This is a genomic window from Arsukibacterium sp. UBA3155, from assembly GCA_002364615.1.
Taxonomy (GTDB): domain Bacteria; phylum Pseudomonadota; class Gammaproteobacteria; order Enterobacterales; family Alteromonadaceae; genus Alishewanella.
Map to the genome: position 1 here is coordinate 52,668 of DEYP01000015.1, position 18,007 is coordinate 70,674.

The following is an 18,007-nucleotide window of genomic DNA, read 5'->3' on the forward strand; positions in this document are numbered from 1 at the left end:
ATGAGTAAATTCCGCTTATACCTCGAAGAAAACAACCGCTCACCGTTAACCCAACTCTGGCGGGAGTTCAAGCGACAACACTCAGCGATGACCGGCTTAATCTTGTTTATCGGATTCTTTATTATCAGCCTGCTGGCGCCTCTGGTCACCCCACATGACCCCTACTTACAGGTTGATGAACTGTTGTTGTTACCCCCTTCCTGGAGTGCTGCTGGTCTGGTGCAATATCCCTTTGGTACTGATGACCTTGGCCGGGATCTGTTATCCCGAATGATTAAAGGTACCAGTTACACCTTTGGTTTCGCGCTTATTACCGTTGCAGGAGCTCTGCTGATGGGCTTACTGCTTGGTGCGCTGGCGGGCATGAGTAAGGGCGTCAAGTCCAGCGTGTTCAACCATATCCTCGATTTAGCATTGACGATCCCATCCTTGCTGCTAGCGATAATCATTGTCGCCATTATTGGCCCAGGGCTAATTAATACCACCTGGGCTATTATGCTGGCATTGCTACCCCAATTTGTGCACGGGATCCGCAATGCCATAGATGAAGAGTTAAAACAAGATTACGTCACGGCCTACCGTTTAGATGGTGCAAACGACTGGCATGTATTGAGTAGACTGATCATCCCCAATATCTGGGAAAAACTAACAATAATGGCCACTATGGCTATTTCTACCGCCATTTTAGATATCGCGGCACTGGGCTTTCTCGGGTTTGGCGCCCAGGCACCCTTGTCCGAATGGGGGGCAATGATTAGCGATTCACTTGATCTTATCTACCTGGCACCAAGCAGTGTTGCAATTCCTGGCTTACTTATTTTCACCGCAGTATTATCGGTTAATCTGGTTGGTGATGGTTTGAAAACCGCAATTTTGAAAAGGCGGCAAAGTTAAATGTTATTGCTCGATATAAAAAACCTGACCATTGAGCTGGAAACCGCCGATGGCTTGGTGCGGGCGGTTGACAGAGTAAGCCTGAGTTTGCGCGAAGGTGAAACTCGCGGCCTGGTCGGAGAATCAGGTTCAGGTAAAAGTCTGATAGCCAAAGCCATTGTCGGCGTATTAAACCGCCGCTGGCAGGTAACCGCGGACCGGTTTCATTGGCTGGGTAAAGATTTATTACGACTTAGCCCGGAGCAGCGCCGGCAAATAATTGGCCGTGACATTGCCATGATTTATCAGGAACCCAGCCGAAGTCTTGACCCTACCGCCCTCATTGGCGAACAGTTAGAAGAGGCAATACCTGATCATCTGCTTATTGGTCCCTGGTGGCGTCGCAATGCCCTCAGACGAAAAAAAACGATAGGGCTACTACATAAAGTTGGCGTGCGCGACCATCAGCGGGTATTGCAAAGTTACCCCTATCAACTGTCTGAGGGGATATGCCAGAAAGTCATGATTGCTATGGCTATAGCGAAAAACCCCAAATTACTGATTGCTGATGAGCCGACAACGGCACTGGAAAGCACAACCCAGGCCCAGCTATTCAGACTACTGGCCAGTTTTAATCAGCTTAAGGGAATGTCAGTACTGTTGATAAGCCATGAGCTTGAAAGCGTGGCGCGCTACACCCAGAAACTCAGTGTTTTATATTGTGGTCAGTTGGTTGAAGCCGGTGAAACCAGTCAGCTGTTAAAGACACCTCTGCATCCCTACACCGATGCCCTGATTAAAAGTGTGCCAGAATTTCAGCCGGATTTAGCCGCCAAAACGCCGCTTTATGCGCTACCGGGCAGTATTCCAACATTACAACATGTGCCAATAGGCTGCAGACTCGGGCCACGCTGTCCCAATGCCCGCAAAGAATGCGTAAAAACTCCGTCATTGGAGCGCCAGCAAAATCACTATTTCAGCTGTCATTTTCCGTTAACGACTAAGGGTAGCAAATGAGTGATTTACTGGAAGTTCAGGCACTTAGCAAAGTGTACAGTAAACAACGTGGCTGGTTTGGCCGCCAGCATATTACCGCGCTTAAAAACATTAGTTTTACCCTGGCAGAAGGACAAACGCTGGCCATTGTTGGTGAGACAGGTTCAGGCAAGAGTACGCTGGCTAAACTGCTGGTGGGCATTGAAAAGCCCGATAGCGGTCAGATTTTACTGGCGGGTCAACCGGTGCAAATCAGCCACTATAAAAAGTACAACCATGTTATCCGGTTTATCTTTCAGGATGCGGGGCGATCGTTAAACCCGTCGCAGAAGGTCGGCCAGATGCTCGAAGACGTTTTGAGTTTTAGTACGGTGCTTGACCAGCAGCAACGCCGGGTAAAAATTGGTCAAACTTTAAAATTACTGGGTTTACTGGACGAGCACGCCGAATACTATCCCCATATGTTTTCTGGCGGCCAGTTGCAGCGGGTGGCTTTGGCCAGGGCACTTATCTTAGATCCAAAGCTACTTATACTGGACGAAGCACTTACCGCACTAGACCCGACGTTGCGGGCACAAATTGTCAACTTGTTGCTGGAGTTGCAACAAAAATCTGGGTTAGCATATTTGCTTATCAGTAACCAACTTCGATTAGTTCGCCATATTAGTGACAGCATTATGGTATTACATCAGGGACAAGCTGTCGATTATGGCACCACCACGTCGGTGTTTGCTGCTCCGGCTCATGAGTATACCAGAAAGCTTATTAACAGCTCAGGGGTCTGAAACCCAGCCCCGTGGCAAACCTTGCTCCAGAAAACAAAAAACCGTGCTACATGCACGGTTCTTTTTTTAGCAAGCGGGCTAAATCCGTTTAGTTTTGTTCCGGGGTAGCCGCACGTAAATTGCGACTGATCTCGGCGTTGGCTTTTAATGCAGCTACCAGCGCAAGATAACCCTGCTCTGCTTGTCGCTGCGCCATACTATTAAGTTCTTCATCCGCAGGTATTGCGGTAACTTCTGCATCCTGCACACCAGACACCGCAACAATTGCCACATCGCCGTTGGCCAGTGTCACGGAATCTATGCTGGCCTTGCCTTCGATAGGACGTGACATTTTAAACGCTTTGCTGCGAATTTGCGGATCTAAGCTACCACCGAAGCGCGGGGTTGCCGCCGCGGTTTGCAACGTGACACCAGCCTGCTCTGCCAGAGCACCGATATCCGCCTGATCAGCCAATAGTGCTGCTACCTGCTCCTGCGCCAGCCGGGCCTGCTGCTCCACCTTCAGGGATTCAGTAATTTCTGCCGTAACTTCTGTCAGTGGTAAAGTCCTGGCAGGTTGAAATTCCTTTACCCGGACAACCAGCAAATGCTGACTGCCAATTTCAATCGGATCGCTGTTCAAGCCATCATTGATAAACTGTTGATCAAAAAGCTTGTTGATCACAGCAGGATGGGTCAGCGGCTCAGTGGCCTGCTCTTTGCTGAACAATGGCGTTGAACGAACACGTTCACCCAGCACGGCTGCAGTCTCTTCCAGATTGTCAGGCACTTCAAATGCGATCTCAGCCATCCGGGTCTGCAGTTGATAGAATTGCTCTGTCGCCTGCTCCTGCTTTAAGCGCTCCACAATGCTTTCCTGAACTTCAGCCAAAGGTTGCTGTTGTCCCGGGGTGAAACTGACCAGCTTAATGATGTGATAGCCATATTCACTTTGTACGACTTCACTCAGCTCGCCGCTTTTTGTCAGGGCAAAAGCTGCTTGCTCAAAGTCCGGGTCCATTTGGCCGGGTTCCAAAGAGCCAAGTACACCGCCATTTTCAGCAGAGAAGGTATCCGCTGAACGTGTTTTGGCTAATTCGGCAAAATCTGCTCCCTGTCGTAATTGGCTCAGCAGTGCGGCAGCTTCAGCCGCTACCGCATCGTCAGCACCTTCAGACTCCAACATAATATGGGCAATCTCACGCTCTTCATCAGTGCTGAAACGTGCCTGATTGGCGTCATAATACGTCTGGATCTGCTGATCAGTAATCTCAATATCTTCAGCAATGGCTGCTGCGGACAATTCTACATACTCGGCAGCCACTTTGGGTTCAGTTTCAAAGCGTTGCAGTTGCATCTGATAATAATCTTCAATCATTTGCTCACTGATTGTAACCTGATCAGCAAAATTCGCTGCTTTTACCACGAAATAGCTGATATCACGGCTTTGTTGCTCAAGCTTGCGAATTTGCTGTATTTCAGAGGGTAAATAGAACTCACTGGCAAATACACCAGCCCGGAATTGGCTTGCAGCCATATCCTCACGCACCATTTCACGGAAATCGGCACTTTGGTAGCCCATCTGCCGCAATAAGGCGATATAGCGGTCATTATTAAAAGTACCGTCTACCTGGAATTCGCCCAGGCTTCGGATAGTATCACGCACCTGATCATCACCCACCCGGATGCCAAGTTTGCGAACAAATTGCTGCTGCAACGTTTCATCGATCAGGCGCTCCAGCACTTCACCGCGAAAACGGCTGTTATAAGCTGGATCGGCCGCAATGGTTTCATACATCTCGCCAAACTGCTGTTGCATACGGGCACGATCACGTTGTAACGCTTGTTCGAACTGAGTCTGATTAATTTCTTCGCCATTTACTACTGCCACGGCAACGTCGGTTGGCGAGCTTAAGTAACTGCCAACTCCTGCCAGGGCAAAAGTAAGAATGACCAAACCCAAAATGGTTTTAGCGACAACCCCCTGGGAGCCTTCTCTGATTCTCTCTAACATCTTCGCGACATCTCTATATTCAACTTACGGTAAGTTGTCTTAAAAAAAAAGCGCATCTTAACAGATGCGCCTTTTTTAATGAAGCCCGATAAAACATCCGGGCTTTACAGGCTGCCCCGGCGCGCCGGGGCAAGCAACCAGTTAGTTTACGGCGTCTTTTAACGCTTTACCTGGCTTGAAAGAAGGAATTTTCGCAGAAGCGATTTGAATAGTAGCGCCGGTTTGCGGGTTACGGCCTGTACGGGCAGCACGCTCACGTACGCTGTAAGTACCAAAACCAACTAAAGCTACAGAGTCGCCTTCTTTAAGAGCATCAGTAACAGCGTCAATGAACGCGTCCAGTGCACGACCAGCTGCCGCTTTTGATATATCTGCGTTAGCAGCAATTTTGTCGATAAGTTGAGACTTGTTCACAATATCATCCCCTTCAATTGTTATTATTTTCTACAACTAGTAGTTATTAGCTTTTCTAGACTGCGCTTCGTTATAACAAGCATCTTGATGTCTTGCAAGTAGAAGACGCTTTCAAACTAATATTTTTTTGCTTTAACCGCAGCCCTTATTATATAAGGGCTGGGTCGAAACTGACCATAACTTAGCACAGCCAACGGGAATGAAAAGCCCCTAAGCAGGATTTTTTGTGGTTTTTTTGCTATTTGCTGGTTTTTTTGCCGTATTTACCGCACTAATGCGGTCTGTAGGCTCCTGCAGAGCATATTCAAGCACATCTTCAATCCACTTCACCGGCTTAATTTCAATATCACCTTTTACATTATCCGGTATTTCTTTTAGATCACGAATATTGTCATGGGGGATCAAAACGCGCTTGATCCCGCCGCGATGCGCTGCCAGTAGCTTCTCTTTCAAGCCTCCTATCGGTAATACTTCACCGCGCAGGGTAATTTCACCCGTCATGGCTACATCTGCCCGCACCGGATTGCCGGTTAAGCTTGAAACCAGCGCCGTTACCATGGCAATACCAGCACTCGGTCCGTCCTTAGGGGTCGCCCCTTCCGGTACGTGCACGTGAATATCCCGTTTCTCGTAAAAGTCTTCGTTTATCCGCAACACTTCAGCCCGGCTACGAACGACTGTCATCGCCGCCTGAATAGATTCTTTCATTACGTCACCCAGCGAGCCGGTATAGGTAAGCTTGCCCTTACCGACCACTGAAGCGGCCTCAATGGTAAGTAAGTCACCACCCACTTCAGTCCACGCCAGACCTGTCACCTGACCAATCCGGTTGCTATCTTCAGCTTTACCGTAATCGTGGCGCTGCACACCCAGAAACTCTTCCAGATTATCAGCGTTAATCACAACTTGCTTGGTATCGGCATGCAGTAATATCTGTTTAACCGCTTTACGGCATAGTTTAGAGATCTCCCGCTCTAAACTGCGCACTCCCGCCTCTCTGGTGTAATAACGAATGACACCAATAATAGCGCTGTCTTCGATAGTCAATTCGTGTGGCTTCAAGCCATTCCTGCTGATTTGCTTCGAAATAAGGTGCTGTTTAGCGATATTCAGTTTTTCATCTTCGGTGTAGCCCGACAAACGAATGACTTCCATTCTGTCCAATAATGCTGCCGGAATATTCAGGCTGTTTGATGTCGCAAAAAACATCACATCCGATAAGTCATAGTCAACTTCAAGATAATGATCACTGAAAGTCGCATTTTGTTCAGGATCCAGCACCTCCAGCAGCGCTGCTGCGGGATCTCCTCTGAAATCAGAGGCCATTTTGTCAATTTCATCCAACAAGAAAAGTGGGTTACGAACGCCAACCTTAGCCATTTTCTGAATAATCTTACCCGGCATAGAGCCAATGTACGTTCGGCGGTGACCACGTATCTCAGCCTCATCACGCACGCCACCCAACGCCATTCGCACATACTTGCGCCCTGTCGCTTTCGCTACCGACTGCCCCAGAGAGGTTTTACCAACCCCTGGCGGGCCAACCAGACACAAAATCGGACCTTTTAATTTATTAACCCGCTGTTGCACTGCCAAATATTCAATAATCCGTTCTTTGACCTTTTCCAGACCATAATGGTCGGCATCCAGAACCTGCTCTGCTGCCGCCAAGTTCTTCTTCACCTTGCTGCGGGCTTTCCATGGCACGGTGGCTAACCAATCAATATAACTGCGCACAACCGTGGCTTCAGCAGACATCGGCGACATCATTTTCAGCTTTTGCAGCTCAGCTTTTGCTTTATTGGCCACCTCAACCGGCATCTTGGCATTTTCAATCTTGTTTGCCAGTGCTTCAAACTCGTCAGGCGCGTCTTCCAGATCGCCAAGTTCACGCTGTATCGCCTTCATCTGTTCGTTCAGATAATATTCGCGCTGGCTCTTCTCCATTTGCTTTTTAACCCGGCTACGAATGCGCCGTTCAACCTGCAAAATGTCGATTTCACTTTCCATCATGGCCATCAAATATTCCAGACGCTCGGTTACATCAACCAGCTCCAGGACTTTCTGTTTGTCATCTACCTTCAGGGGCATGTGGGCTGCCATGGTATCGGCAAGCCGTGCGGCATCGTCGATACCACTTAACGCGGTAAGCACTTCTGGCGGGATCTTTTTATTAAGCTTGATATAACCTTCGAACTGGTTAATTGCCGAGCGCAAAAATACTTCTTGTTCGCTGCTATCAATATCGATAGAGGGAATAAGCTCAACATGGGCAGCAAAAGCATCTTCCGTTTCGGTAAACTCGGTTAGTCTGGCACGCTTGGCACCTTCGACCAGCACTTTGACGGTGCCATCTGGCAGCTTCAGCAATTGTAAAATAGTGGCAACCGTACCTATCTGATACAAATCATCTGCACTGGGGTCATCCAGGGTTGCGTCTTTTTGCGCGACCAGAAAAATCTGCTTGTCATTGTCCATTGCCGCATCTAAACACTTTATAGACTTAGCCCGACCAACAAACAGGGGGATCACCATGTGGGGGTAAACGACGACGTCACGCAACGCCAATACCGGCATATGCAAACGTTCAGTTTGTTCTACTGTCATTGATTATCTCTCGAATTAATACTGCGGGCGACACCTGATAGCCAGTATATGGGGTTAATTTGGCAAACTTCAATTGTGTATACGAAAAAGGAGCTGATTCAGCTCCTTTTCGGTAGTGTTATTGCGTTATTTTGATTGCGCCACTTCCGGTTCGCTATTTTCATAAATCAGTATGGGCTGAGTCTCGCCACGGATCACTGTTTCATCAATCACCACTTTGCTGACATCTTCCATCGATGGCAGTTCATACATGGTATCAAGTAATACACCTTCAACAATTGACCGTAACCCCCGGGCGCCGGTTTTTCGCTCCATGGCTTTTTGACCAATTGCTTTTAATGCATCGTCACGAAACTCAAGTTCCACGTCTTCCATTTTAAATAACGCTGCAAATTGCTTCACCAGCGCATTCTTCGGCTGACTGAGTATCTGAACCAACGCGTCTAAATCCAACTCTGTTAATGTGGCCACCACCGGTAACCTGCCAATAAACTCTGGAATCAAACCATATTTAACTAAATCTTCAGGTTCCACATCTCGGAACGATTCACTTAAACTGCGGGTGCTTTCCTTACTCTTCACCGTGGCACCAAAACCAATACCGGCACCTTTGGCGCTGCGCTGTTCAATCACTTTATCCAGGCCGGCAAACGCGCCACCACAGATAAACAAAATTTTCGAGGTATCAACCTGTAAAAACTCCTGCTGCGGGTGCTTGCGACCCCCTTGCGGCGGCACTGAGGCAATAGTGCCCTCAATCAGCTTTAACAAGGCTTGCTGCACACCTTCACCCGATACATCCCGGGTAATTGACGGGTTATCTGATTTGCGGGAAATTTTGTCTATTTCATCAATATACACAATGCCGCGCTGGGCTTTTTCAACGTCATAATCACATTTTTGCAGCAGCTTCTGGATGATATTCTCAACGTCCTCACCAACATAACCGGCTTCGGTTAAGGTTGTGGCATCGGCCATGGTGAAGGGCACGTCCAGTAGTCGCGCCAGTGTCTCAGCCAACAACGTTTTACCACTTCCGGTTGGGCCAATCAGCAGTATGTTGCTTTTACTCAGCTCAACTTCCTGTTTGTTCTGAGCACTGCGCAGACGTTTATAATGATTATAAACAGCAACAGCCAATACTTTTTTAGCATGCTCCTGACCAATAACGTAGTCATCCAGATGGGAGCGTATTTCACGTGGCGTGGGTAAGGTATCAGATTCACGTTTGGGCGAAATATCTTTAATTTCTTCACGAATAATGTCGTTGCATAAATCAACGCATTCATCGCAAATATACACTTGCGGACCTGCGATCAACTTACGCACTTCATGCTGTGATTTGCCACAAAACGAGCAATATAATAATTTGCCGCTTTTATCGCCGTCATTGCGGTGATCAGACATGTAACTACCTCTTTTTACGTCGCTGGTAGCCGCAATACTGGCCACCCTGCTTTAATTATTTCGCGTCTCTTTTACTTAATATGGTATCAATCAGGCCATAATCCAAGGCTTGCTGTGCGCTTAAGAAACGATCGCGCTCAGTATCATTGACAATTTCTTCGTACGTTTTGCCCGTATGATCAGCCATCAGGCGGTTTAATTTTTCCTTTATGCCCAGGATTTCGCGGGCGTGAATTTCAAAATCGGTCGCCTGGCCCTGAAAGCCACCCAATGGTTGGTGAATCATCACCCGGGCATTGGGTAAACAGTAACGCTTGCCTTTGGTACCACCTGACAATAAGAACGCACCCATACTGGCAGCCTGACCAACACATACTGTCGCGATATCAGGTTTAATATAGCGCATAGTGTCGTAAATTGATAAACCCGCCGTCACTGAACCGCCTGGTGAATTGATATAAATGTAGATATCTTTTTCCGGATTTTCCGATTCAAGAAACAAAAGCTGAGCCACAATCAGGTTAGCCATATGGTCTTCAACCTGGCCAGTTAAAAATATAACCCGCTCTTTTAACAGCCGGGAGAAAATGTCATAAGAGCGTTCACCTTTTGCGGTTTGCTCAACCACCATAGGTACTAAGGCGTTAACGATGTCAGTCATATCACGTGACATTGGCATAAATGGGGTCCCTTAAAATAAACTCGGTGTAGTTTTGCCGGAAAATAAAAGCGGCCGGAAAATAAAATGGCCCGAACTGCTGTTCGAGCCATTAAAACCGTCATACCACGATAAGTCAATCTTAGTTGGTGGCTTGCGGGTTCATTATCTCGTCAAAGGCTGCAGCTTGCTCATTGACCTTAGCTTTAGCCAGAATTAATTCAATAGCCTGCTCTTCCAGTGCCACATTGCGCATGCTTTGCATTAATTCATTGTTGCTATGGTAGTACTGAACAACTTCAGCTGGGTCTTCATAGGCAGACGCGACGTTGGCAATTAATTCTTCAACTTTCGCATTGTCTACTTTCAATTCGTTTGTCTTGATCACTTCGCCTAACAATAAACCGACTTTAACCCGATCTTTAGCCTGTTCTTCAAACAATGAGGCGGGTAATTCAGGTAACTGCTTAGGATCAACGTTATTGCCAAAGCGCTGTAAAGCTTGTTTACGCAATACTTCAACTTCACCGCCAATTAACGATTGTGGTACTTCTACTTCGTTATTCGCCAGCAAGCCTTTTATCACCTGCTCTTTAACCTTGCCTTTAATGGTTTGCTTAAGCTCGCGTTCCATATTTTTCCGCACTTCAGTTTTCAGGGCGTCAACATTGGCTTCAGCTAAACCAAACAGCGTGGCAAACTCATCGTTTAATTCCGGTAAAACCTGTTCTTCTACGGTATTAACGGTAACAGCAAAGCTGGCAGCTTTACCTTTCAGGTTTTCCGCATGGTAATCTTCAGGGAACGTCACTTCAACGGTAGCTTTCTGGCCTGCTTTTTTGCCAACAACACCATCTTCAAAACCTGGGATCATCCGGCCCTGGCCCAGCTCTAACTGGAAGTCGCTGGCCTTGCCACCTTCAAACTCTTCGCCGTCAATAGAACCGACGAAATCCATTGTTACGCGGTCACCAGTAGCGGCAGCGCCTTTTTTCTCTTGCCATTTAGCATGTTGTTTGCGCAGTGTTTCCAGCATTTTTGCCAGATCTTCTTCACCAATGTCAACCTTCGGCTTGTTAACTTCAATTTTTTCCAGATTCGCTACAGTCACTTCCGGATAAACTTCGAATGTCGCTGCGAATTCTAAATCTTTACCCGCCGCCAAAGTACCTGGTGCAAAAGTAGGCGCTCCGGCTGGGGTTAACTTGTTTTCAATTACCGCTTCGTAAAATGAACGTTGCATTTGCTCTGAAGCCACTTCCTGCAACACAGCTTGACCGAAACGTTTCTGGATAATTGACACCGGTGCTTTACCCGGGCGAAAACCATCAATACGCTGGCGTTTCGCCAGATCACGCAAGCGGTTTTTTACTTCTGAATCAATCTTGTCAGCCGGTACAGTAATCGTTAAACGGCGCTCTAAACCCTGGGTGGTTTCCACAGAAACTTGCATCATGCTACCTCGAAATCAAAATCAGGCGTCTGAAATACGCCGTGCTTGTATGGTCTGGACTCGAAAAACTTAAGCTGAACCTGACCTGTTATAAAATTGGACGCGGCATTATAGCGGGCTAAATCCTCATAGTCGAGTCTTTAGCCCTGCTTGTTTTCGTTGTTTATCTTGACAAAAAATAAAAAACAGACTTAACCTGTTAAAGCTAAGTCTGTTCAATAAGTTAGCTAATTATCTATAGTACATTACCCGGCAGATTTACCCGCTGGCACTGCAACTTTAAATTAACTACGCGTTTGGCCACTGCCGGTAACGACATATTTTTCAGTGGTGAGTGCTTCCAGGCCCATTGGACCATAAGCGTGCAGCTTGCTGGTCGATATCCCTATTTCGGCACCTAATCCTAATTCGCCACCGTCTGAGAAACGCGAAGAGGCATTGTGCATCACCACGGCTGTATCAACCGTACGGATAAACCGATCCGCATTGGCCTGGTCAGCGGTGCAAATCACCTCTGTGTGCTGACTACCAAACTGGTCAATATGATCAATTGCCGCATCCATGTCATCCACCACTCTGATAGCGATTTCCGGCGCCAGATACTCCTGACCAAATTCATCGTCAGCAATGGCCGAAGCACCACTAAAAAAACCGACGCTTTGTTTGCAGGCATGCACCTTAACCTGATGCTCCGCCAGCGCCTTGGCTACCATCGGCAGAAAATCAGCCGCCTGGTGCTTATTGACCAGCAAGCCTTCGAGCGCGTTACACACCCCTGGCCGTTGCACTTTGCCGTTTACCAGTAAGTTAAGTGCCATGTTCAAATCAGCAGATTGGTCAACATACAAATGACAAACACCTTTAAAGTGCTGAATGACCGGAATACGGCTTTGCTCAGTAACAAAACGGATTAAGCCTTCACCTCCACGGGGAATAACCAAATCTATAAACTGATCCTGTTTTAACAATGCTAACAATAAATCCCGATCAGGGTCCGGCACTATGGTAATAACTTCTTCTGGCAAATCATGGTCACGCAATGCCTGACGCATCGCTGCCGCAATTGCCAGGCTGGTGTTGATGGCTTCGCGGCCACAACGTAAAATTACCGCGTTACCAGATTTAAAGCACAATGCCCCCGCATCAGCTGTTACATTGGGCCGGGCTTCGTAAATCATACAGATAACACCAAGCGGAATGCGGGTTTTGGCGATATTTATGCCATTAGGGCGCTGCTCAATTTGCCGGGTAGAACCAACCGGATCGGGCAGCTGGATAATTTGTTCAATTGCCTGAGCCATGGCTTCAATGCGTTCCGGGTTTAAGGTTAACCGGTCAATCATTGCCGCACTGGTTCCATTACTGCCCGCCTGGGCAACTTCATCTTTGTTTGCTGCAATAATGGCACCGGTCGCTTCACGGATGCGATTAGCAACACTTTGTAATACAAAGTTTTTTTGCTCTGTTGATAAGATAGCAACAGCTTTGGCAGCTTTGGCTGCCTGAGCAGCCAGTGTGGCTGCGACATCAGAAATCATAATTTCTCCAATAACATCATTTCACTACGGTGGACTACAGCATCACTGCCTGCCGGGCAATAGCCCAGACGTTTGGGAATATCGCGGCTCTGCTGTCCTTTAATCGAAAACAATTCCGTAGCACTAAAACGGCTTACACCTTTGGCGATACGACGGGTGCCCTTAGCACAACGAATAATAACCGCATCACCAGAATCAAATTCACCCTTAACGCGCACAATACCGCTACTAAGCAGCGATGCGCCATGTTGACTAAGCGCTTCAACGCAGCCATCATCAACCCATATTTCGCCCTTCGCCCGCAAAGTATGGCGAACCCAATGCTTTTTAGCCGGTAACGGTTTATGCTGGCCAAAAAACACTGTGCCAGGATTCTCACCCGCTAAAAGACACTCAAACGTTTCCAGCTGGTGACCATCAACTATCAGGGTATCAACGCCCTGCGCTGTGGCTTTCTCAGCAGCTTCTACTTTAGTTCGCATACCGCCGGTACCAACCGCCGACGCAGCACCACCTGCCAGGCTGTAAATAGCAGCATCAATTTTGCTTACTTCCGGGATCAACGTTGCCAACGGATCTTTACTAGGATCAGCGGTATACAGTCCTTTTACATCAGAACAGATAATCAGCGCATCAGCCTGCACAACCGTCGCAACCATGGCAGCAAGATTATCGTTATCACCGACTTTCAGCTCATCTGTCGCGATCGTATCGTTCTCGTTAACAATAGGCAGCACCTGATGGTCAAGCAGCTTTCGTAGCGTGTTTTGAATATTAACATGACGCACTCTGTCGCTAAGGTCGCCATGCGTAAGCAATACCTGCGCACAAGGGAAATCAAAACAGTTAGTCCAGAAATTCATCATCTGGTTTTGACCAACAGCAGCCATGGCGCGTTTGAGCGCAATAGGTACCCGTTGGTGCGAGAAATTAAAATGGTGACGGCCCGCCGCCACGCTACCAGAAGACACCAGAATAACTTCCCGGCCTTGCTTTCTGCATTGGTGGATAAATTCAGCGATTGGACGTAAATATTGTTCACTACATCCTTCGTTGTCTGGCGCTATCAGGGCACTACCCACCTTTAGTACGACCCGACGCCAGCTTGGGTTTATCATAACTCCTCCGGTATTTTGACCGGCGGCAGTATAGCAAAAACGCCTAACCAGCACCACCGGCAAGCAGCAACAAACCAGGCTCGCCAACGTAAAATAAGCATTAATATTCATTAATTTAGCATTTATTCAGGCTCCTTGCGGCCAGTGACTGATTACTTTTCAACCAGTAAAACTGTAATTAAATTACCGTTTTAGCCAATATTTGTGGCTTGCAAATAAAGATGAATACCAATGCATAAAGCAACCCATTATAGATTTGATGAATACCTGGTATAAACGAGATAAAATAAGGAAATGAAATGAACCGCGCTGACAATACGCTGATTTATCTTTGGGGAAAAATGGTCGGTGATGCAGGATTTTAACCTGTGATCCGTGGGATTGAGAATACCCAAACCAGGTGCGCTGATTTAACTTAGGGGAAAGATGGTCGGTGATGCAGGATTTGAACCTGCGACCCGTGGGATTGAGAATACCCAAACCAGGTGCGCTGATTTAACTGAGAGGAAAGATGGTCGGTGATGCAGGATTTGAACCTGCGACCCCTTGGACCCAAACCAAGTGCGCTACCAAGCTGCGCCAATCACCGACAATAAAAACTCAGGGAAAGATGGGGTGGATGATGGGGTTCGAACCCACGACAACCGGAATCACAATCCGGGGCTCTACCAACTGAGCTACAACCACCACTGAAACTGTTTTGCGCTTGTTATGGCGCGCCCGATAGGATTCGAACCTATGACCCACGCCTTAGAAGGGCGTTGCTCTATCCAGCTGAGCTACGGGCGCAAAATCGAAAGCCCTACCAAGCTATAAAAATAGTTGGTCGGTGATGCAGGATTTTAACCTGCGACCCGTGGATTAAAAGTACCCAAACCACGTGTATACCTTACCAATTTAAAATTGGTCGGTGATGCAGGATTTGAACCTGCGACCCCTTGGACCCAAACCAAGTGCGCTACCAAGCTGCGCCAATCACCGACTTCGCTGCACTGCTGCAACGGGGCGGAATATTAACGCCCGCCACCTGAAGCGTCAAACCTTTTTTTGCAATAATCAGCCGATTGCTGATTATTTGAACCTTTCTTCGTATTAATTACGCAGGATGGAGTTCTGGCAGCGGCTGTGCGAAAATAGCGGGATTAAAAAAGTGACAGAGAAGCCCCAACATGACAGCACAAATTATTGATGGCAAAGCAGTAGCCCAGGCAACAAAAGATAAAGTCGCCGCTCAGGTCAGAGCACGAGTAAAGGCAGGAAAAAGAGCACCAGGGTTAGCTGTCGTTTTGGTAGGCGTCGACCCAGCGTCACAGGTATACGTGGGCAGCAAACGTAAAGCATGCGAAGAAGTGGGCTTTCATTCAGTCTCTTATGACCTGCCTTCAGATACCACAGAGCAACAACTGACTGACTTAATTGATAAACTGAACAACGACAACACGGTAGACGGCATTCTGGTGCAACTGCCGTTACCTGCAGGCCTTGATTCATCGGCTATTCTGGAGCGGATAGTCCCACATAAAGATGTCGATGGCTTTCACCCTTATAATATTGGCCGGCTGGCCCAGCGCATGCCCGCCCTGCGTTCCTGCACGCCAAAAGGCATTATGACGCTGCTGCAAAGCACCGGGGTTAATGTAAAAGGTATGGATGCCGTTGTGGTTGGGGCATCGAATATCGTCGGCCGCCCCATGGCGTTAGAGCTGTTATTAGCCGGATGCACCACGACGGTATGTCATAAATTTACCAGAAATCTGGAAGCCCAGGTACGCCGGGCTGATTTACTGGTGGTTGCCGTAGGCCGACCCGAGTTTATTCCCGGTGACTGGGTAAAACCGGGTGCTTTGGTTATCGACGTCGGTATTAACCGGCTGGACAGCGGCAAACTGGTCGGCGATGTTGAATATAGCACTGCGGTAAAACACGCACGCTATATTACCCCGGTACCCGGTGGCGTTGGGCCAATGACCGTTGCCAGCTTAATTGAAAACACGCTGGAAGCCTGCGAGCTATACCACGATAAACATTAAGTTTAGTTGTCAGTTATCGAACTTGCGGTAATGGTGTCTCACCCGTAATTGCAAGCTCAGCGTGCCGACTTGTCAGTGACTGATATAGCTGTGGGTACTTTAGCTTAATAAGAGCCATTCTGCTGTGATGAAAAACGTCTATGTCAGGCTGGTAATCCATAACGATATCAACAAGTGTTTCGATGCTCTGCATTGATAGTCTCGGCTGATCAGCTCTCAGCACAATATGAAGCGGGTCCTGTCCTTGGTCGTCTAATGAAAATGGGTAGCCCTGCGTTTTTAAAAACGACATTAAATTTACGTCAGATTGTTCAGCAGCATAATGCATCAAGGTTTTATGCCTGCTGTCCATGCCGCGTAAATTTGCGCCTGCCTGCTCAAGCGCCTGAATTTTCTCAGCACCAACCCGTAACAACATCAGATCAGAAAGTTGAAGATCACCGACCCACAATGAGCTCTGCCTTACTTCTGAGTAGTACTCAACGTTGAACCCCAAAAGTTGGGGTATAAGCCAGCGCTTTACCTCATCACTATAGGATTGCGCTTCGAAATAACGAATCGCTTGCCTTATATCACCTTTCTGCAATAACGCACTTGCTTCTGGCGGAAAGCTTATTATTGTCATTGGTCTGGCGATCCTGTCCAGCCGCTCTCGATATATATCAACCAGCAGGGGATCAATATCGGCTAATTCACTAATGACAATTTCTGGCGACCCTTCGTACAACTTCCCGATGCGGTTTACAACGTCATATGCTGATTCCGGCTGCCACTGAGTATTTACCGAGTCTAATGTCCGTTCACAAGCGTTCAGTTGCACGGGATATTCGTCAGTAAACTGTTTAGTAAGAAAGGTGGCTCGCTGAGCTTCCAGGTTTTCAATCAGTGGATGCTGCTCCGACAATACAGGCACCTGACGCTGCTCTATTAGTGTCAGGTCGAGCTGATAATCCTGTAATATTGATAAAATTTGTTGTTCATTGAATTGAAAATAGTTGCGTGGAAAATTACCCTCGATTCTCGCCTGACTTTTCAGTCTAAACTTCGCTTTTGCTCCATAAAGCTTTAGTAGTTTAACGACATCAACCGCATTCTTCTGGGTATTTTCATTGGCATAGGACAGCCTGCTTAATGCCCATTCCATAGAAGAACCTAAATAGGCATCTGAAGATGGCAACAAGCCACTTTTCAGTAAACTCTCGACCAATACCGGCCGGGAGGCCGCTACAGCAAAATCAATTAAAGAGGTCGCTTCAAGCCGCTCATAACTTACCATGGCCGCCGGGTCACTAATGTGACTAAGCATCATCATAATATCGTCGTCAGGTAGCCCCGAATGAATAAAATAAGCAACATCGTTCACACCGATTTCGTGTTCAGTCAGAACTTGTTTCTTTTCTTGGTCAGTCATCTTTTCAAATGATGCAAATACAGGCAGTGGAATGGCTCGTTCAACTGAGAAACCCGAATTTGCCAGCTCTGGAAATTGCTGTCGAAGTTGTTCATTTAACTGCTGATTCGACAACGAGATTTCAGTGCCTTTGCGTAGCTGCTCAACCCGGAACTTGGCTGCAAAGTTTGAGTTTGCGAAATGATCTACAGCCAGGGTGATTTCATCTAGTGAGTAGCCTTGATCAAGATAGCTGTCCCACTCCTTATGGTTTTCATAGCCCCAACCAACACTTGTGGAACGAAACTCCTGGGTAAATTGCTGACACTGCACGTAATCGGTCGTATCAATTTTTACGACTGCATTAGAATTATTGTTATCTGAACGGCTTATATTTACTGCGTTTCCGTCACTTTTTTGAAGAAAATCAGACTTAAAACTCGAATCGCTAGTCGTCTCCGACTGTTCGCTCGCAGGCCAAAATCCAAATAAAATCAGTGGGAGTAAAACAAGCGCTACTACAGTAAATACCCATTTCCCAGAATTGCTCTTTATATTATCGCCGAACCGACTCATCACGGGATTGTTCTACTTGATAAGGGTTAATAAATTGCATTAACGATAATGCACCGTGGTAAACAGCTAACATAAAGCGAAGGCACTGTGAGATCAAGACCCAAAACAAGCCTGTAGGAAAAACTGAAGAACATAGCCGCTATTTCAGCTGCCGTTGAGGAGCATCTAT

The 18,007-nt window shown here is 47.3% G+C and carries 13 protein-coding genes and 4 tRNA genes; 4 read left to right on the plus strand and 13 right to left on the minus strand.

Features of this window, described 5'->3' with window-relative positions:
• The 3 genes from B2X65_RS05395 to B2X65_RS05405 are packed head-to-tail and all read left to right on the plus strand — an operon-like array spanning nucleotide 1 to nucleotide 2,654.
• Nucleotides 1-894: an ABC transporter permease subunit gene (locus B2X65_RS05395; RefSeq protein ID WP_290611142.1), complete on the plus strand. Its 894-nt coding sequence runs from the start codon at nucleotides 1-3 to the stop codon at nucleotides 892-894.
• Nucleotides 895-1,890 (plus strand): oligopeptide/dipeptide ABC transporter ATP-binding protein, encoded by a 996-nt coding sequence (locus B2X65_RS05400; protein ID WP_290611143.1) that lies wholly within the window; start codon nucleotides 895-897, stop codon nucleotides 1,888-1,890.
• Nucleotides 1,887-2,654 (plus strand): ATP-binding cassette domain-containing protein, encoded by a 768-nt coding sequence (locus B2X65_RS05405; RefSeq protein WP_290611144.1) that lies wholly within the window; start codon nucleotides 1,887-1,889, stop codon nucleotides 2,652-2,654. The genes B2X65_RS05400 and B2X65_RS05405 overlap by 4 nt, the downstream gene beginning before the upstream one ends.
• 88 nt (nucleotides 2,655-2,742) lie before the next feature.
• Here B2X65_RS05405 and B2X65_RS05410 read toward each other — a convergent pair whose 3' ends face one another.
• From B2X65_RS05410 to B2X65_RS05465, 12 genes are all read right to left on the minus strand, one after another.
• Complete coding sequence (locus B2X65_RS05410) at nucleotides 2,743-4,647, minus strand: SurA N-terminal domain-containing protein (RefSeq protein WP_290611145.1); 1,905 nt, start codon at nucleotides 4,645-4,647, stop codon at nucleotides 2,743-2,745.
• Nucleotides 4,648-4,788: 141 nt separating this feature from the next.
• Nucleotides 4,789-5,079, minus strand: a complete 291-nt coding sequence (gene hupB, locus B2X65_RS05415) for a nucleoid-associated protein HU-beta (protein WP_420834571.1) — start codon at nucleotides 5,077-5,079, stop codon at nucleotides 4,789-4,791.
• Between the two features lie 192 nt (nucleotides 5,080-5,271).
• Nucleotides 5,272-7,668 (minus strand): endopeptidase La, encoded by a 2,397-nt coding sequence (gene lon / locus B2X65_RS05420; protein WP_290611146.1) that lies wholly within the window; start codon nucleotides 7,666-7,668, stop codon nucleotides 5,272-5,274.
• A 126-nt stretch (nucleotides 7,669-7,794) separates the two neighbouring features.
• Complete coding sequence (gene clpX / locus B2X65_RS05425; RefSeq protein ID WP_290611147.1) at nucleotides 7,795-9,075, minus strand: ATP-dependent protease ATP-binding subunit ClpX; 1,281 nt, start codon at nucleotides 9,073-9,075, stop codon at nucleotides 7,795-7,797.
• Between the two features lie 55 nt (nucleotides 9,076-9,130).
• A complete protein-coding gene (gene clpP / locus B2X65_RS05430; RefSeq protein WP_290611385.1) occupies nucleotides 9,131-9,736 on the minus strand; it encodes an ATP-dependent Clp endopeptidase proteolytic subunit ClpP in 606 nt (201 codons plus the stop codon).
• A 139-nt stretch (nucleotides 9,737-9,875) separates the two neighbouring features.
• A complete protein-coding gene (gene tig, locus B2X65_RS05435; protein ID WP_290611149.1) occupies nucleotides 9,876-11,189 on the minus strand; it encodes a trigger factor in 1,314 nt (437 codons plus the stop codon).
• 281 nt (nucleotides 11,190-11,470) lie between these two features.
• The gene (locus B2X65_RS05440) at nucleotides 11,471-12,724 is read right to left on the minus strand and encodes a glutamate-5-semialdehyde dehydrogenase (RefSeq protein ID WP_290611150.1); all 1,254 of its coding nucleotides are present in this window, start codon (nucleotides 12,722-12,724) and stop codon (nucleotides 11,471-11,473) included.
• The gene (gene proB / locus B2X65_RS05445; RefSeq protein WP_290611151.1) at nucleotides 12,721-13,842 is read right to left on the minus strand and encodes a glutamate 5-kinase; all 1,122 of its coding nucleotides are present in this window, start codon (nucleotides 13,840-13,842) and stop codon (nucleotides 12,721-12,723) included. The genes B2X65_RS05440 and proB overlap by 4 nt, the downstream gene beginning before the upstream one ends.
• 512 nt (nucleotides 13,843-14,354) lie before the next feature.
• A tRNA-Pro gene (locus tag B2X65_RS05450) sits at nucleotides 14,355-14,431 on the minus strand.
• Nucleotides 14,432-14,453: 22 nt separating this feature from the next.
• Nucleotides 14,454-14,529 (minus strand) — tRNA-His (locus B2X65_RS05455).
• Nucleotides 14,530-14,554: 25 nt separating this feature from the next.
• Nucleotides 14,555-14,631 (minus strand) — tRNA-Arg (locus B2X65_RS05460).
• Nucleotides 14,632-14,746: 115 nt separating this feature from the next.
• Nucleotides 14,747-14,823: transfer RNA gene (locus B2X65_RS05465), tRNA-Pro, on the minus strand.
• Between the two features lie 188 nt (nucleotides 14,824-15,011).
• On the opposite strand from B2X65_RS05465, the gene folD reads away from it, so the two are divergent.
• Complete coding sequence (gene folD / locus B2X65_RS05470; RefSeq protein ID WP_290611152.1) at nucleotides 15,012-15,872, plus strand: bifunctional methylenetetrahydrofolate dehydrogenase/methenyltetrahydrofolate cyclohydrolase FolD; 861 nt, start codon at nucleotides 15,012-15,014, stop codon at nucleotides 15,870-15,872.
• Between the two features lie 13 nt (nucleotides 15,873-15,885).
• On the opposite strand, the gene B2X65_RS05475 is transcribed toward folD, so the two are convergent.
• Nucleotides 15,886-17,838: a hypothetical protein gene (locus B2X65_RS05475; protein ID WP_290611153.1), complete on the minus strand. Its 1,953-nt coding sequence runs from the start codon at nucleotides 17,836-17,838 to the stop codon at nucleotides 15,886-15,888.
• Nucleotides 17,839-18,007: the final 169 nt, after the last annotated feature.

Coding starts and splice junctions, on each gene's coding strand:
- B2X65_RS05395 (WP_290611142.1), top strand. CDS start 1: ATGAGTAAATTCCGCTTATACCTCGAAGAAAACAACCGCTCACCGTTA.
- B2X65_RS05400 (WP_290611143.1), top strand. CDS start 895: ATGTTATTGCTCGATATAAAAAACCTGACCATTGAGCTGGAAACCGCC.
- B2X65_RS05405 (WP_290611144.1), top strand. CDS start 1,887: ATGAGTGATTTACTGGAAGTTCAGGCACTTAGCAAAGTGTACAGTAAA.
- B2X65_RS05410 (WP_290611145.1), bottom strand. CDS start 4,647: ATGTTAGAGAGAATCAGAGAAGGCTCCCAGGGGGTTGTCGCTAAAACC.
- lon (WP_290611146.1), bottom strand. CDS start 7,668: ATGACAGTAGAACAAACTGAACGTTTGCATATGCCGGTATTGGCGTTG.
- clpX (WP_290611147.1), bottom strand. CDS start 9,075: ATGTCTGATCACCGCAATGACGGCGATAAAAGCGGCAAATTATTATAT.
- clpP (WP_290611385.1), bottom strand. CDS start 9,736: ATGACTGACATCGTTAACGCCTTAGTACCTATGGTGGTTGAGCAAACC.
- tig (WP_290611149.1), bottom strand. CDS start 11,189: ATGATGCAAGTTTCTGTGGAAACCACCCAGGGTTTAGAGCGCCGTTTA.
- B2X65_RS05440 (WP_290611150.1), bottom strand. CDS start 12,724: ATGATTTCTGATGTCGCAGCCACACTGGCTGCTCAGGCAGCCAAAGCT.
- proB (WP_290611151.1), bottom strand. CDS start 13,842: ATGATAAACCCAAGCTGGCGTCGGGTCGTACTAAAGGTGGGTAGTGCC.
- folD (WP_290611152.1), top strand. CDS start 15,012: ATGACAGCACAAATTATTGATGGCAAAGCAGTAGCCCAGGCAACAAAA.
- B2X65_RS05475 (WP_290611153.1), bottom strand. CDS start 17,838: ATGAGTCGGTTCGGCGATAATATAAAGAGCAATTCTGGGAAATGGGTA.